Genomic DNA, 14,443 nt, shown 5'->3' on the forward strand with positions numbered 1-14,443 from the left:
ATTGTTCATCCCATGAGTCCGGAAACCCTGGTTGAAGACATCACTGGCCTGCTCGAAGTGTGGGTTGCCGGCTGGGCGGGATGTCGCGGCTACCGGACCTCCACGGAGGGCCGCTTCCCCTCCGTGCTCCGGTCCGACACAAGTGGGGAGTGGGAAGTCTTCGCCTCCGAACCCACGGCCGATGAGTTCGCAGCACTGGCCGCCAGGACGGCCGAATCCCCGGCCCGCGTGCTCACCGTCCTCACCAACGACCCCTCCCGGTATGCGGACCTGGCTGCCCGGCACGGGCTGAATGTCACCTCAGACACGCAAACGATGATGATCGTGGACATGGAGACCCAGGACGCCGAGGACCCCTGGCTTTCCGACGATGAGCTGAGCCTGTCCACCTTCGAGCAGGATGGCGTCCACTATGCCGAGGTCCGTTCCGGAGATGCCCTAGCGGCGAGCGGCAGGGTGTTCGTAGTGGGTGACACCGCAGTGTTCGACAAGATCATCACCGAACCCCGGTTCCAGCGCAGGGGCTTGGGCAGCTTCATCATGCGCGCCCTGGCGGCCCAGGCCTTCGGCCACGACGTGCGGACCGGCCTCCTGCTGGCTTCGGCGGACGGGCAGAAGCTCTACTCACACCTCGGCTGGACCACGGTAGCGCGGGTCCTGATGCTCTCGGCGTCCCACGAGGGCGCGGACCTCTCGCTGAGCTGAAGCTGGCTGCCCGGTTTTTCCGTGGGCGAACCGCTGGCCGTGCGTTAGGCGCCGGATGAAAGAATGGTGGGGTGAACCCCCATGACTCCCTGATTCCTTTGCTGGGCCGCGGCCCGGACCCGGAGCAGCTTCGTCATGTCCACACCATCCCCGCGCGGGAGGCGGTCCACGCACCATGGCCTGAGTGGCTGCATCCGGACATCGCTGAGGCATACGGCTCCCTCGGCATCCGGGAGCCATACCTGCATCAGGTGGATGCGGCCAACGCAGCCCACTCGGGCCAGCACGTCGTGGTGGCTACCGGAACCGCATCCGGAAAGTCCCTGGCGTACCAGCTGCCGGCGCTGGACGCGATCCACCGGTCCGAGCTGCAGGTGCTCGCGGACCCGGGAAAAATCCACGACGACGGCGCCGTCACCCTCTACCTCTCCCCCACCAAGGCCCTGGCAGCCGACCAGTTGAACGCCATCCGTGCCCTCAAACTGCCCACCGTCCGGGCCGAAACCTACGACGGCGATACTGATCCGGCCGCGCGCCGGTGGATCCGGGACCACGCCAACTTCATCCTGGCCAACCCGGACATGCTGCACTTTGGCATCCTTCCCAACCACGCCTGGTGGGCAGGGTTTTTCCGCCGGCTGCGCTATGTAATCGTGGATGAGGCCCACAGTTACCGCGGCGTGTTCGGATCGCATGTGGCCAACCTGATGCGGCGGCTCCGCAGGATCTGCGCCTATTACGGGGCAGGAACGGCGTTCCCGGAGCCCGTGTTCATTGCGGCCTCCGCCACCGCTTCGGAGCCCGATGTCTCCTTCTCCCGCCTCATCGGCGCCCCCGTAAAGGCGGTGTCCAGCGACTGTTCGCCTCACGGGGCCACCACCGTGGCATTGTGGGAACCGGCGCTGACCGAAGTCCGGGGTGAGAACGGAGCCAAGGAGCGGCGGACCGCTGTTGCGGAGACTTCGGACCTGCTGGCCAACCTGGTGTCAGCCCGGATCCGCACCATTGCCTTCATCAAGTCCCGGCGCGGGGCCGAGACCATCTCCGCCATCACCAAACGCCTCCTTGACGAGGTGGATCCCAGCCTTCCCCAGCGGGTGGCGGCCTACCGTTCCGGATACCTGCCGGAGGAACGGCGTGCTGTGGAAAAAGCCCTGCGTTCAGGGCAGCTGCTGGGCGTTTCCAGCACATCCGCCCTGGAGCTGGGCATCGACATCTCCGGCCTTGACGCCGTCCTGGTGGCCGGCTGGCCGGGCACGCGCGCATCGCTGTTCCAGCAGATAGGCAGGGCCGGCCGCGCGGGCCAGGACGCCATTGCGGCGTTTGTGGCCAGCGACGATCCGCTGGACACGTTCCTGGTGAACCACCCCGAAGCCATCTTCGACGTATCGGTCGAGGCCACCGTCTTTGACCCTTCCAACCCTTACGTGCTCGGACCGCACCTGTGCGCGGCGGCAGCGGAACTTCCGCTGGGACCTGCCGAGCTCGACCTCTTCGGCCGAACCGCCGAAATGCTCCTGGACCGGTTGGTGGCACAGGGCTACCTCCGGCGGCGGCCCGCGGGCTGGTTCTGGACCCACTCGCAGAGCGCCGCCGCCATGGTCAATCTCCGGGCCGACGGTGGCGGGCCGGTCAGCATCGTCGATGCCGAGACCGGTTCCCTCCTGGGAACGATGGACTCGCCGCAGACCCACTACCAGGCGCACACTGGCGCGGTGTACGTCCACCAGGGCGACACCTACGTGGTGGAGGACCTGAACGAGGACGACCACTGCGTCATGGTGCGCCGGGCAAATCCCGACTACTACACCACTGCACGGGATGTGACCCAGATCGAGGTCCTGGACACCGTGCGGACCATGCAGTGGGGCGATGTCACGGTCCACTTTGGCGATGTGAAGGTCACCACGCAAGTTGTCTCCTTCCAGCGCAAAGCCCTGATTTCCAACGAGGTCCTCGGGGAGGAGCCGCTTGAGCTGGGTGCACGCGAGCTCTTCACCAAGGCGGTCTGGTTTGTGGTGGACAACCGTTCGCTGACCGGGGCCGGACTGATTGAAGCGCAGTTTCCCGGTGCCCTGCACGCAGCGGAGCACGCAGCAATCGGGCTCCTGCCCCTCGTTGCATCCAGCGACCGCTGGGACATCGGCGGGGTCTCCACTGCCCTGCACGCCGACACCGGAGTGCCCACCATCTTCGTGTACGACGGGCACCCCGGCGGGGCTGGCTTTGCCGAACGGGGATTCGACAAAGCCATGGTGTGGCTGGCAGCGACCCGCGACGCCATCAAGGCCTGCGAGTGCGAGGCGGGCTGCCCGTCCTGCGTCCAGTCGCCAAAGTGCGGAAACAAGAACAACCCGCTGGACAAGGCTGCCGCGGTGACCCTGCTGGATGTCCTGCTCAAGGACGCCACGGAAGCGGTGCCGGTGGAACAGGAAGCCCGGAACTGACTCCCGCAAGGCCGCGATTCCTATGGTGGAGGTCCGGCCCGGGCACGACCGGTGGCCGCGCCCAACAGTGAGCGCTCCGCAAGCTCGGTCCGCACCTCAATGGTTTGTCCCGCCCCCTCGGTGCAGCCGAGGACCGTTGCCGCGTGGCGGGCTGCCACCTCGGCGGCAACCGTGCAGGGCTCGCCACTGCTGATGCCGCGAAGTGCGTCCGCCGCTGCAAGCGCGGCCAGGTCTGCGGCCGATGCCGCACGGCTTGCAAGTACCGCTGACTGGGCCAGCAGCAGCATGACCGCCATTGCCGTTATGACCACAAGTGCCAGCCCTGCAGCCAGGACGGTCCCCGAACCGCGCTCACTCCTATCGTCGAACCCCCACCGCCAACGGCCGGTAGCAGGCCTGGGAACAGGGCGGTCCCGACTGGCCTGGGCCCTGCGGCACCGCCTGGTTGAAGGGCTGTTGCACCGCCTGGCCGGGCCGCCTCCGCACTGCCCCGTTAGAGCGCTGTCGCACGGACTGGCCGGGCCGCCTCCGCACTGCCCCGTTAGAGCGCTGTCGCACGGACTGGCCGGGTTACCTGCGTTACCCACAGGGCGTAGCTTGGCTTGCTCCATCATTTGAGCCCTGCGCCCTCGGTCAGGCCACCGCCAACGCCACCGCCCACTCGGGTCCCCGCTGTTTCACTGCGCGTTGTGGCACGGGCGGTGAGGGTCCAGGGGATGGCGGATCCTAAAGGTCCTGATACCCGGTCCGTCACGGTGATACTGAACCATCCGCCGTCAGCAGAGACGGATGCCGCCGCCGAGCCGCCGGCAAGCGTCCGGACTGTCCGTTCCACCGCTGCCGGGTCATCGCCTCTCGCCAAAGCCCTGGCACCGGCCCGGGCTCCCTCTTCGATACGCAGCTGCGTCATGCCCGCGGCGGCACCGGCAAGCAGCATGGCCAGCAGCGCCAGCACGGCAGGAAGTGCCACGGCAAACTCTGCCGTTACCGCACCGCGTGCGTTGACTACTGCGTTCAATGCCCTGCCTCCATGCCCACCGCCGTTCCCGCTGGCTGCTTTAGTGCCGGTGATGCGGCAACACGCGACTGCGACCCCGGACACCGGGCTGCTGACGACTCGGCTGCAGTCCACGCTGCCGGTGCTAGTTGGAAGCGGTCGGCCGGAACGAAGGAGAGTCACGGCAGGTGTTGGTGTCACGGCAGCGCCAAGGCGGTGCGAATGAGGTTGAGCAGGAAACCCCGAACTTCATCGCTGCGGAGGATGAACACAAGCAGCCCGGCAAACCCAACCGCGGCCAGGGTGGCGATGGCATACTCCGCAGTTGCCATTCCGGCTTCGGAAAACATCAGCGTTGCGGTGCGCGGGGACTTCGACGAGGCGCGGGCTGGACCGGACACGACTGGGCGGCTATCCACCGAGCGGGGACCAACAAAACCATGCCCCACTGAATTGGGGTAGAGCTCCACCACGTTGCCTGGCAGAGGGACGGACGTGGTCGGGGCTGAAACTGTTGGGGCCGATGCCTTCCTGGAAGGTGCGTCCACGAGCGGTGCAGGGCTGGAAGGGTATTGGGTGCCGCCGGAGTTACGAAGGCGGCCCTCACCTCGACCGGACTGCAGCGGCCCTGGCCGCAGTCCGGAAGCGGCGAGCGCTGAGGTCCCGGCGGAGTAGCTGGCGTTCTGACGACGGCGGTGGTTGGTGGACATATGGTTTCCTTTCGGTTGTTTTGCCGGTGGCTTTGCCGGCTGCCTTTGACTCTTCCCCGCGTACCTGTAGCCGGTAAGGGAAGCGGTTCGCTAAGTGGAAAAGCCGGGCATCTCTCCCTGTGTGGAGGAAGAGATGCCACGAATGACTGCACGTGAAGCAGGCCGGAACCATCGACTCTGGTAGCCGGACGACACTGGCCTGCTGGGAGCCTGACGGCACTCGCCCGCTACGAGCCTGACGGCACCAGGGCCAGCAGCACCGGCACGACTCCAAGGCAAATGAAGGCAGGAAGCGAGCACAGGCCCAGCGGAACCACCAGCTTTACCCCAAGCGAGGCAGCCCGCTTTTCCGCGGCCCGGAACCGCTCGCGGCGAAGCCTTGCGGCCTGGGCATAAAGGATCGCGGAGGACGGAGCGCCGGTGAGGGCTGCGAACGCCAGGGCATCACGGAGCTCCAGGATCCCGGTGCTGCGGACGGCGGAGCTGCGCCAGGCGGTCTCCCAGTCGGCGCCGATGGCCAGTGCCGAAACCACGGGCCGCAGCGAGTCCCGGTACTCCGGTGCCGCCGAGGCGGCCACCAGCTCGAGCGATCGCCCAATCCCGGCCCCGGCGTCGAGCATCGCTGCAACGAGTTCAAGCATCATCGCCGTATCGTTCAGGCCCCTGCCGTGACTGCTTCCGGGCCCAGCGGTGGCCTTTGCACCCGGCACTGGAGGAGCCAGGCGGCGAAGCCGTTGGCGGGAACGGTCATGGCTGGAACAGGCGAGCCAGGCGCCGGCCGCGAGCAGCAGGAAGAGCGCGAGGCCCGGGCCCAAACCCGTGCTCATGGAGTTCCTGACCCGGCGGCGGCCGCTACAAGTCGCGCGGACCAGGCCCTCCCCGCAACCGTGAGGACTGCTCCGCCCAACAGTGCCGCCAGTCCTGGAGGTGTTCCCAGCAGGGTGGCCAGTGGGTCCACCCCCAGGGCCGCACCCAGTCCAAGACCCATCAATGGAAGCCAGGTCAGTAGCCGGACGGTTGCCTTGGGCCCGGCGAGGGCTGTTTGCCGCGCCGCGTCTGCGTCATCCTCCGCTTCGAGCTGGGCCGCAAAGCGCGCCAGCACGTCGGCGAGCGGACATCCGCTGGCTTCTGCGATGTCGAAGCAGGCAGCGAGCTGGGACCAGGTCCGGGCCTCCCTGTCCCTGCCCTTGAAGGCTGTGGGCAGTGCCCGCCGGATGGCTTCGGCTACGGGAGCTCCCGTTGCGGCAGCCGCCCGCGCGGACGCGAGTACGGCAGCTGATCCCTCTGAGAGCGCCGAGCCGGCGTGGAGTGGCCCCCAATGCGGCTGCCCGTTCCCGTTGGGGACGCCGTAGACCATCCAGAGTTCCTCCCACAGACGCCCAGGTGTTCGTCCACCCCTGAGCAGCGCCGCAAGCTGCTGCACCACCAGGGTCAGGCCGGGCTCTCTCGTCGTTTTGGCGTTTCCGCCGGCCGCCCTGGCCCACGGCAGTTTCCGAATCCTTGGAAGCGCGGGCGATTTGGGACTGCTCCTGGTTGCTGCCCGCAGCCTAGAGGCAGCATCCAGGGGCGGCTTGAGGAGCAACAGCACAGCAGCGCACAGCACCAGGGTGAAGAGAGGAGTCACAACACGCCCTCCGGGTCCATCCCCAACCGGGCTGCCAGCGCCGGCCATGCAGGGCCCGGAGTCCCCGATTGTCCAACGGCCGGCACCACCGTTAGTCCTTCCGGGCCGTCATTGATAAGTCCAATGCACAGGACTTCCCTTCCCCGCTGCGTCCTGCCGACGTGGATGACCACATCCAGCGCGCTGGCCGCCTGGAGCCGCACCGCCTCGGGGCCGAGCCCTGCGAGCGCGCCGAGGGCGTTGAGCCTGGCGGGTACGGCTGCTGCCGTGTTTGCGTGAATGGTGCCTCCGCCCCCGCTGTGCCCGGTGTTCATCGCGGTGAGGAGCTCACGTACTTCAGCGCCCCGGCACTCCCCCACCACCAGCCTGTCCGGGCGCATCCGCAGCGCCTGGCGAACCAGTTCCCCCAAGTCCACCGCGCCGCCGCCTTCAAGGTTTCCGTGGCGTGATTCGAGCGCGACGACGTGTGGGTGGACAGGGTTCAGTTCGGACGCGTCCTCGATCAGGACCAAACGCTCTTCCACGGAACACAGGCCCAGCAGGGTGGACAGCAGGGTCGTCTTGCCGGAGCCCGTAGCCCCGCTGATCAGGAAACTCAACCTTTGCGCGACAACCCTCTCCAGCACCGCACGCACTCCCGGCACGAACATGCCGCCGGAGCCCAGCTCCGCCATGGTGAAGACACGTTCCCTCCGGATCCGGACGCTCAGCAGCGTCCCGGACGTGGATACCGGCGGCAACACGGCATGGACACGGTAACCGCCGGCAAGCCTGACATCGACACAGGGTGAACCGTCATCGAGGCGGCGACCGCCTGCAGCCACGAGCCTGCAGGCCAGTGCCCGCAGCTGTGCCTCTCCGTCGAACAGGACGGCAACGCGTTCGATGCCCCGCCCCCGGTCCACCCAGACGGAGTTGGGAGCGTTGACGAAGATGTCTGTGACGCCGGGGTCGCGCGTCAGCTCCTGCAGCGGCCCCAGCCCATTGAGCTCGGCGCTGATCCGCTCCACGGCTGCGAGCGATCCGGCGGTACCTAACAATTTGCCCGTGGCCTGGACCGCCGCGGCCACTCGGGACGGCGTCACCGCTCCGGCCTCAGCCATCATCGACTCGCGGACGGATTCCAGCAGCCCGGAATCCACGGCCCTGCCGGTGCCGGCGGGGTCCCGGTCCCTGCTACGCCCGGCGTGTCCGGCCTGGTTCGCTGCCAGGATCCGGGCGCTGCGCCGTTCCCCGAGGCCGCCCGCCCCTGGGATCCTGCCGGTTTCCGGGGCCGACGTTATCGGAGTACCCGATGCCCGCCTCACGCCATGACCCCCGCCTGCAGATCCTCTCCGAGCCAGTCGAGCACGGTTCCGCCGAAGTGCCGCACATTCCGCCGCTTACCCAGGTCCAAAAGCCGCCCGGATTCCATAGCCCCGGCGACAGCACGCAGTTCGGGGATACGGCCCTGCACCGGCAGCCCCAAGGCCTCAGCGATCAGGGAACTGTCGAGCGCCGCGCCGGTCCGCCCCCTAACCAGGAGGGCCCCCTCCACCGGGGGAAGCTCCTGCAGCAGGCGTACGGCCGCCATCGCCGCCTTCAGCTGGGCCGGCACCACCAGCAAGATGCGGTCGCAGTCCCATGCCACCGTGTGGAGCGGCTCGGCACCGCGTCCCACGTCGACGACAACCAGTTCGTATCCCCGCCGCGCGGCGTCGAGAACCCCGGCTGCGGCAGCGGCGGCGACTGCAGCGGGCGGTTCCCGCGTGGCAGGCCAGGACAGGAAGGAAAAGCCGCCGGCGACCGGGAGGGAATCTGAGAGCTGCAGCGGATCAATGCTTCCCCTAGCCTCGGCGAGGTCCGGCCAGCGCAGACCGGGACTCTCCTCGGCGGCAAGCGCCAGTTCCAGTCCTCCTCCCCAAGGGTCGCCGTCAACCAACAGAACCCGGGCGCCCAGCCCTGCCGCGGCCTGCGCTATCCAGATGGCGGCGGTAGTGGCCCCGGCGCCACCACAGCCGCCAATAACACCGAGGACCAGGCCGCCCGGACCCGGCGAGCGCGACCGGCTGAGATGGTCCGCCAGCCAGGCGGCGGCGTCGGGCAGTACTGCAACACGTTCGGCACCCAGAGCAGCCGCAAGATGCCAAAGGCTGTCCCCCTCGCCGTCAAGGCCCACCATGACCGCGGGCGTACTCCGCCGGGGCGGCAGTTCCCTAATGTCGCTTCCCACCAGGACGGCCGATGCAGCGTCCCAGTAGCTCCCGCCCTCCACCGCGTCCTCGACGACGCGCAACTGGGCGCCGGCGGCTGCCACAATGCGCTCCACTTCGGCGCGGAGGACGCCGGAGGAGGTGACCAGCAGTACCTCGCCCGGACCCATCGCCACTGACGCACCCGAACCGGCGAGCGATGCGTCGTGCCGGCCGGCACCATATGGCCCGGCCCCATAGTGACCGGCCCCATCCGGAAGCCATGCGGCACCACGTTCCCTCGTCCCGACGGACAAAGGATCCCCGGGCGCCAAGGGGCTCTCCGGTGGTGTTGAGGCCGGATCCGTTGGCGGCCAGGAGGAAGCTCCCGCCTTTTCCTGCCCGGATGGCGCTGCGTTCAACTGGTGCCTGCTCATGGAACCACTCTGTTCCTGCGCCATCGCCCAGGTAAGGGAGCACATCCTGTATGTGGACAACCCGGAACTGCGTCATCTCCAGACAGGGCACAATGGGAGCATGTACCTGCTGCTCGCCGCCCACCCCCGCGGCGCGGCCCTCCAGGAACTGACCCAGGCCGGGCATGCCCAGCCGGCCAACCCCGAACCCCAAGTGGTGGCACTCAGCGACCTCGCCGCCGTCGTCCGCGAACTCGAAGCCACGCGCCCGGGCGGCCTGCCGCCCCGCTGGATCTGGCACCGGACCCAGGACTGGTACCCGCAGCTGCTCGCCTCCGGCGTGGAAGTGGAACGCTGCTATGACGTCACACTCTGCGGCAACATCCTGGCCTTTTCCCAGTTCAGCGCCCACACGGACTACGCCAGGAACACCGACCGAACCCCGGTGGAGGATCCCGTGCTTCCCCCGAAAGCGCTGCTGCCGCCCCGTCCCCCGGCCGACCAGGGTGCACTGTTCGATGATCCCGCGACCGGCCCGCCGCCGGGCGTTGCCCTTGAGGACCTTCGGACCGAATACGCTGCCCAGCAGGGCGCACTGGCGGAGGTGGACACGGAGGATAACCGCCGTAAGCGCCTTCAGCTGCTGCTCGCGGCGGAGTCGGCTGCCGCCATGGTGGCTGCTGAGATGCAGCACGCAGGCGTTCCCTGGCGGGAGGACCTGCACGAACAGATCCTCGTCAGCCATCTCGGTCCGCGCCCGCCGGCCGGCCAGCGGCCGCAAAAGCTTGAAGCGCTGGCCGCGGAACTGCGCTCCCTGCTCCAGGCTCCCGGGCTCAACCCGGATTCGCCGCAGGACCTGATGCGTGCCCTCCACCGCAACGGGATCGAAGTGAAAAGCACCCGCAAGTGGGAGCTCAGGGAGTACACACACGCGGCTATCGAACCATTGCTGGAGTACAAGAAACTCTCCCGCCTGCACACCGCCAACGGCTGGTCCTGGCTGGACGCCTGGGTGGACGGCGGCCGGTTCCGGCCGGAGTATGTGGTGGGCGGCGTGGTGTCGGGGCGTTGGGCGTCCCGGGGCGGCGGCGCGCTCCAGATCCCGCGCCAGGTCCGCGGCGCGGTGCACGCCGATCCAGGCCACAAGCTCATCGTTGCGGACGCATCGCAGCTGGAACCGCGCGTCCTGGTGGCCCTTGCCCAGGATTCCACCATGGCGGAGGCGGCTCGGGACCAGGACCTTTATGCCGGCATCGCTGCCAAGGGTTTCGGCGGCGACCGGGCCAAGGCAAAGATGGCATTGCTGGGCGCCATGTACGGGGCCACCTCGGGTGAGGCAGGTCGGCTCATGCCGCAGCTGGCGCGCACCTATCCGCGCGCCGTGGACTTCGTGGAGAGGGCAGCAAGGGCGGGCGAAGCCGGCGGGACGGTGACCACGCGGCTGGGCCGGAGCAGCCCCCCGCCTTCGGAACGGTGGTTCCTAAGCCAGCGATCGGCAACAGCGGAGGAGCAGCGCCGGGCGGAGTCCATTGCCCGGAGCCGGGGGCGCTTCACCAGGAACTTCGTGGTCCAGGGGTCGGCGGCGGATTGGGCGGCGTGCTGGCTGGCGGAATTACGACGGCGGCTGCGCACCTTGCGGACGCCAGGCACCGGTGGCGGTGGCGGTGCTGTCCTGGCTGAGCTGGTCTTCTTCCTGCACGATGAGGTGATGGTGCATGCGCCCGCGGACGGCGTCGACGCCTGCATCAGGGCGATCGAGGAGTCGGCCAGGGCTGCGAAGGAACTGTTGTTCGGTCCTATCCCTGTGGAGTTTCCGGTCAGCCTCGCCGTGGTTGACTCCTACGACCTCGCGAAATAACAGTCCCCGGCGCGTCAACAGCTTGCGTTCGAGACGCAAAGTAATCTACCCGGCGGTAGCTATGCGGGTCCGGTGACTGACGTTACAGTCGTAGCGGCGACTGAAGCAGATCGGTCCGCACGCTGATGCAATGACGCATACCAGGGAGGTCCCCGTCCATGGCGGGAAGATTTGAAATCCACCGTGCAGGCGACGAGTCGTACCGGTTGCGGCTCACCGACGCCGAGGGCAATGTGGTTGCGGTGTCGCCAACCTTTCGGTCCCTGAGCCTGCTCCGCGATGGCATCAATGCCATGCGTGAGAACGCCGCCACGGGAATCGTGGTGGACTTGCGCCAGCAGGCCTGAAACTAGACTCCCATGGGATGCAGCCGGTTCCGGTCCCACGGAACCGACCAGCCGAGTTGGTCGAAGAGGCCGCTCAGCACAATGCCGGTGAAGCCCCACACCACTACGCCGTTGACGGTGAAGGCAGGACTGTCAAAGGTGCGGCCTGCCCGGTGCACGGTGGCCATGACCCGGTTGTCCGGATCCAGCAGGTCGCGGACGGGAATGCGGAAAACCTGCGCGGATTCGGCGTAGTCCACCACCCGGACCGGAGACGGGGAATGCCACCACCCGAGCACCGGCGTCACCAGGAAGTTGCTGTGTGCCAGGCCAAGCTCCTGGAGCGTGCCCAGGACCTCAACCCCGCCTGAGTCCAGTCCGGTCTCCTCCTCTGCTTCGCGGAGTGCCGCGGCCACTGCGGTTTCTCCCCTGTCGATGCCGCCGCCGGGGAACGCAACCTGCCCTGGATGCGACCCCAGGGTGTGGGCGCGTTCGAGGAGCAAAACGTCCAGGTCAGCCGGCGCCAATGGCTTGCCGGACTCCGCCGGGACGTCGTCAAGGACACCGAAAAGCATCAGGACAGCGGCCCTGCGGGCATGTGCGGCATCCACCGTGAGCGCGGCCCAGCGGGGGTGGGGAGGCCCGGCCGTTCCGGATTCCGCCCTCCTGATCAGCTCAGCCAGGTCTTCGCGTGCGCTCACGGTGTCCTCAGCTGGGAGGCCATCCGGATTTCCGCGGCCCGGTGTTCCTCTGCCAGGTACTGCGCCAGCAATTCCTCGCTGCCGGGCGCAAGTTCGTATTTGAGGAGCTTGGCTGCTTTGTCGGGATCAGTCTCGCCCAGCCCGTAACTGGGGCACCAGTTGGCGACGGGGCAGGCACCGCAGGCGGGCCTGCGGGCATGGCAGACGCGGCGGCCATGGAAGATGACCCGGTGGGACAGCATGGTCCAGTCCTTGCGCTCGAACAGTTCGGCCACGTCCTGTTCAATCTGCACGGGGTCCTCGGACTGGGTCCACCCGAACCGCTTGGCGAGGCGGGCGAAGTGCGTGTCAACCGAGATCCCCGGAACACCAAAGGCGTTCGCGAGCACCACATTGGCCGTTTTCCGCCCCACCCCCGGCAGCGTGACCAGGTCCTCCATCCGGCCCGGGACCTCGCCGTCAAAGTCGTCCACCAGGCGGGTACACAGGGCAAGGACATTCCTTGATTTCGCGCGGAAGAACCCGGTGGGCTTGAGGATCGTTTCAAGCTCGGCAGGATCCGCCTCGGCCAGCGAACGCGCGTTGGGGTAGCGCGCGAACAGCACTTTGGTGACCTGGTTGACGGTGACGTCGGTTGTCTGGGCGGACAGGACGGTAGCCACCAGCAGTTCGAACGGGTTCCTGAAGTCGAGTTCCGCGTGGGCGTAAGGGTATTTCTCGGCCAGGGCCCGGTGGATGCGCCGTGCCCGCCGCTTCAGCGCCAGGACTGATTCGGACGAGACCACCGGCATCCCGGCGGCCTGGCCGGCTTTGGTGCGGACCCCGGCCACCGGCGTCAGCCGCGCTCGATGTTGCTGAGGTCGCGCAGGACTCCCAGCCGCCCGTCGGTGTGCTGGACCAGGAACTCGTGGCCGCGGTCCTCGAGTGCCAGGACCCAGCCGCCGGGTTCGATCACGAAGGCAGGGGCGCCAGTGCGGGGATCGAAGGCTGTGCGGTGCTGCGCAACCGCAAACCAGAAGGCCTCGTGGATCGGCTGGCCGTCATTTTCGTCATGGCGGCTGGCCGGGTCCACGGTTGCGCCGATGGGCTGCTCGGCGCGGACCTGCTGATGGACGGCGGTGGCGGCCGGCGGCTCGTAGGCCGCTTGCGGAGCATTGGCTGCGGGGACGTCTGCGTACTGGGTCTCCTCGGCGGCCGGCGCAGAGGCAGGGCGGACGACGTCGGCTGCCTGGGTGGGCGGACCGGCTTCCACTTCAGGGATCCGGTCGGAGACTTCCGGGGCGGTTGAGACGGGCGTCGGGGAGGCAGCGCCTCCAGCGCTGGCAGGTGCCGCGCCGGCGGCTGCGGCGCCGGAAGTGGCCGCGCCGGCATCCGGGGTGGAAGCCGGGGTGCTGCTGCTCCCGGCACCGGCAGCCGCAGCGGCCGATCCTCCTGCTGTGGCAACGGGGACTGCAGCGGTGGCAGGCGTGTGGTTTGACCGGACAGGCTCAGGACTGGCCGGCTGGGCCGAGGGCACCGGCTGGTTAACGGACCCGGGCTGGGCAGAGGAACCGGGCTGGGCAGAGGAACCGGGCTGGACGGCGGAGGAGCCTGCACCCGCACCGCCGAAGATGCCGGCGTTCTTAAGGCCGCCCTTTGACTGGTTGGAGCCGGCTTCCAGCTTGGGTGCTTTGGGGGCGCGTGGCTTGCGTACCGGGACCGCGGCGTCGCGTGCCACGAGGTGCGCCGGTGCCTCGGGCCGGTCCTTGAAGTCGCCCGAGAGGTACGGCAGGAAGCGGCCCAGCACCGTGGCGGCGAAGAGGACGAGCGAACCGATCAGTCCCACCAACAGGCTGGCCACGTAGCCGCCGGCAACCGACAGGAAGAAGAAGGCAACCGCGAAGGAGGCCACCACGGACGCGAACTGGTCGATCGAGAGCGAACCAACCCGGATTTTCGTGGCAGGGGCCAGGCGGCGGGCGGCAAAGAGGGCACTGGTGATCAGCGGCAGGATGATGCCCAATCCCAGGAAGAACAGGTTGTTCAGGTTCCACAGGTTGTACCGGGTACCGAACAGGGGCAGCAGGGACGCCACAAACAGGATCAGGGTACCGGCGAAGACGGCCAGGTCACGCACGGTGAACGGACCGAGCACGGCCTGGTTGGCCTGGGGATCCAGCTTTCCGGCACCGGCCTTTTGTCCTGCAGCCTGTCCCTTGGCGGCACTGCCGGCAGCAGCTGGCTGCCCCGGTCCCCCGGCCGTTGTTCCGGAGCCTCCGGGCCCCGCATCGGTGTCCGGGGCCCTTCGCTGGCCGAAGCTCTGCTGGTTCATTCTGCTCTCCTTAGCGTGGCGGCACCGGGTCCTTGAGGCCCCGAAAACTGTGCCGTCTTGACATGCGGTTCCGGCCCGGCGCTGCGCGATCAGCACGTTGCCGGAGTGGTCCGAAGTGAAGTCACAATTCCATCTCAGCCTAGTCAACAGCCAAGCTGATCACTAGCTGAGGCGAGC

General features: G+C 68.1%; 14 protein-coding genes. 4 read left to right on the plus strand and 10 right to left on the minus strand.

The window, feature by feature from the left end; all coding sequences use genetic code 11:
- The first annotated feature begins 12 nt into the window (after positions 1 to 12).
- Both ACETK3_RS03290 and ACETK3_RS03295 read left to right on the plus strand, forming a co-directional pair.
- A complete protein-coding gene (locus tag ACETK3_RS03290; RefSeq protein WP_237428917.1) occupies positions 13 to 705 on the plus strand; it encodes a GNAT family N-acetyltransferase in 693 nt (230 codons plus the stop codon).
- A gap of 71 nt (positions 706 to 776) precedes the next feature.
- Positions 777 to 3,152, plus strand: coding sequence for a DEAD/DEAH box helicase (locus ACETK3_RS03295; RefSeq protein ID WP_236799572.1), 2,376 nt, complete (start codon positions 777 to 779; stop codon positions 3,150 to 3,152).
- Between the two features lie 20 nt (positions 3,153 to 3,172).
- On the opposite strand, the gene ACETK3_RS03300 is transcribed toward ACETK3_RS03295, so the two are convergent.
- The 7 genes from ACETK3_RS03300 to ssd form a co-directional block, all read right to left on the minus strand.
- On the minus strand, positions 3,173 to 3,463 hold the full coding sequence (locus tag ACETK3_RS03300; RefSeq protein WP_336885532.1) for an Rv3654c family TadE-like protein: 291 nt from the start codon (positions 3,461 to 3,463) through the stop codon (positions 3,173 to 3,175).
- 299 nt (positions 3,464 to 3,762) lie between these two features.
- Entirely contained in the window at positions 3,763 to 4,170 is a 408-nt protein-coding gene (locus ACETK3_RS03305) for a TadE family type IV pilus minor pilin (protein WP_236799573.1), read from the minus strand.
- A 176-nt stretch (positions 4,171 to 4,346) separates the two neighbouring features.
- On the minus strand, positions 4,347 to 4,859 hold the full coding sequence (locus ACETK3_RS03310; protein WP_373992515.1) for a DUF4244 domain-containing protein: 513 nt from the start codon (positions 4,857 to 4,859) through the stop codon (positions 4,347 to 4,349).
- 227 nt (positions 4,860 to 5,086) lie between these two features.
- The gene (locus ACETK3_RS03315) at positions 5,087 to 5,686 is read right to left on the minus strand and encodes a type II secretion system F family protein (RefSeq protein ID WP_236799575.1); all 600 of its coding nucleotides are present in this window, start codon (positions 5,684 to 5,686) and stop codon (positions 5,087 to 5,089) included.
- A complete protein-coding gene (locus ACETK3_RS03320) occupies positions 5,683 to 6,483 on the minus strand; it encodes a type II secretion system F family protein (protein WP_373992516.1) in 801 nt (266 codons plus the stop codon). The genes ACETK3_RS03315 and ACETK3_RS03320 overlap by 4 nt, the downstream gene beginning before the upstream one ends.
- Positions 6,480 to 7,694: a TadA family conjugal transfer-associated ATPase gene (locus ACETK3_RS03325; protein ID WP_373992544.1), complete on the minus strand. Its 1,215-nt coding sequence runs from the start codon at positions 7,692 to 7,694 to the stop codon at positions 6,480 to 6,482. The genes ACETK3_RS03320 and ACETK3_RS03325 overlap by 4 nt, the downstream gene beginning before the upstream one ends.
- Positions 7,695 to 7,786: 92 nt before the next feature.
- Complete coding sequence (ssd, locus tag ACETK3_RS03330) at positions 7,787 to 8,845, minus strand: septum site-determining protein Ssd (protein ID WP_373992545.1); 1,059 nt, start codon at positions 8,843 to 8,845, stop codon at positions 7,787 to 7,789.
- A 346-nt stretch (positions 8,846 to 9,191) separates the two neighbouring features.
- Here ssd and ACETK3_RS03335 point away from each other — a divergent pair, with 346 nt between their 5' ends.
- Both ACETK3_RS03335 and ACETK3_RS03340 read left to right on the plus strand, forming a co-directional pair.
- Positions 9,192 to 10,928, plus strand: a complete 1,737-nt coding sequence (locus ACETK3_RS03335; RefSeq protein ID WP_237430543.1) for a bifunctional 3'-5' exonuclease/DNA polymerase — start codon at positions 9,192 to 9,194, stop codon at positions 10,926 to 10,928.
- Positions 10,929 to 11,086: 158 nt separating this feature from the next.
- Entirely contained in the window at positions 11,087 to 11,275 is a 189-nt protein-coding gene (locus tag ACETK3_RS03340) for a DUF1508 domain-containing protein (protein ID WP_142132665.1), read from the plus strand.
- A 2-nt stretch (positions 11,276 to 11,277) separates the two neighbouring features.
- Here the strand turns inward: ACETK3_RS03340 and ACETK3_RS03345 are convergent, their stop codons facing one another.
- Genes ACETK3_RS03345 through ACETK3_RS03355 form a run of 3 tightly spaced genes read right to left on the minus strand, consistent with a single transcriptional unit; the run spans position 11,278 to position 14,266 of the window.
- Entirely contained in the window at positions 11,278 to 11,955 is a 678-nt protein-coding gene (locus ACETK3_RS03345) for a CoA pyrophosphatase (protein ID WP_373992517.1), read from the minus strand.
- Positions 11,952 to 12,746: an endonuclease III gene (gene nth / locus ACETK3_RS03350; RefSeq protein WP_373992546.1), complete on the minus strand. Its 795-nt coding sequence runs from the start codon at positions 12,744 to 12,746 to the stop codon at positions 11,952 to 11,954. Before nth ends, ACETK3_RS03345 begins: the two co-directional genes overlap by 4 nt.
- Before the next feature lie 44 nt (positions 12,747 to 12,790).
- Positions 12,791 to 14,266, minus strand: coding sequence for a hypothetical protein (locus ACETK3_RS03355; RefSeq protein ID WP_373992518.1), 1,476 nt, complete (start codon positions 14,264 to 14,266; stop codon positions 12,791 to 12,793).
- Positions 14,267 to 14,443 lie beyond the last annotated feature (177 nt).

This window comes from Arthrobacter sp. E44 (genome assembly GCF_041877125.1).
GTDB lineage: Bacteria > Actinomycetota > Actinomycetes > Actinomycetales > Micrococcaceae > Arthrobacter.

Excerpts from the sequence above, each read along its gene's own strand:
- ACETK3_RS03290 (WP_237428917.1), top strand. The coding sequence starts at position 13 with ATGAGTCCGGAAACCCTGGTTGAAGACATCACTGGCCTGCTCGAAGTG.
- ACETK3_RS03310 (WP_373992515.1), bottom strand. The coding sequence starts at position 4,859 with ATGTCCACCAACCACCGCCGTCGTCAGAACGCCAGCTACTCCGCCGGG.
- ACETK3_RS03315 (WP_236799575.1), bottom strand. The coding sequence starts at position 5,686 with ATGAGCACGGGTTTGGGCCCGGGCCTCGCGCTCTTCCTGCTGCTCGCG.
- ssd (WP_373992545.1), bottom strand. The coding sequence starts at position 8,845 with ATGGGTCCGGGCGAGGTACTGCTGGTCACCTCCTCCGGCGTCCTCCGC.
- ACETK3_RS03335 (WP_237430543.1), top strand. The coding sequence starts at position 9,192 with ATGTACCTGCTGCTCGCCGCCCACCCCCGCGGCGCGGCCCTCCAGGAA.
- ACETK3_RS03340 (WP_142132665.1), top strand. The coding sequence starts at position 11,087 with ATGGCGGGAAGATTTGAAATCCACCGTGCAGGCGACGAGTCGTACCGG.
- nth (WP_373992546.1), bottom strand. The coding sequence starts at position 12,746 with ATGCCGGTGGTCTCGTCCGAATCAGTCCTGGCGCTGAAGCGGCGGGCA.
- ACETK3_RS03355 (WP_373992518.1), bottom strand. The coding sequence starts at position 14,266 with ATGAACCAGCAGAGCTTCGGCCAGCGAAGGGCCCCGGACACCGATGCG.